Origin of the sequence: Nioella ostreopsis (assembly GCF_004000255.1) — a bacterium.
Taxonomy (GTDB): Bacteria; Pseudomonadota; Alphaproteobacteria; order Rhodobacterales; family Rhodobacteraceae; genus Nioella; species Nioella ostreopsis.
In genome coordinates this window covers 1-359 of the sequence record NZ_RCIQ01000095.1, presented here as the reverse complement: position 1 = coordinate 359, position 359 = coordinate 1, and the positions used below count along the sequence as shown (strand labels likewise).

General features: G+C 58.8%; 1 protein-coding gene. It reads left to right on the top strand.

Annotated elements, in window-relative coordinates:
- Positions 1 to 359: hypothetical protein (locus EP237_RS23410; RefSeq protein ID WP_206052362.1), on the top strand; the 359-nt coding region annotated here is incomplete at both ends.

The window sequence follows — 359 nt, the reverse complement described above, 5'->3', positions numbered from 1 at the left end:
GCAGGCGATCCGATCATTGCCACGGGCAGATTCGGTTTTGGAGCGATCTACGGTGGGTTGGCTGTGTCTGGCGATCTGATTTCGGGTGAGACGAATATCGCTCTGCGGGCTGGCGTAGACTTGGCCTTTGCCATCCCTGAAGCCGGAACAGTCACGGCCCGCCTTGGCGAGGCGGAGGAGCAGGGTGAGATTAATCTCCACGACATGGGTGTGCTCCGACTGTTTACGGAGGCGGAGCTCGTGAGGATGATGTCCGAGGAGAACGCAAACAGGATCGCGATAACGCCGGGAATGTTCTGCAATTCTGTCTTCGGGCGCGACACGAGCACGAGTTGCGGCCTATCACTTGGGGTAGACCT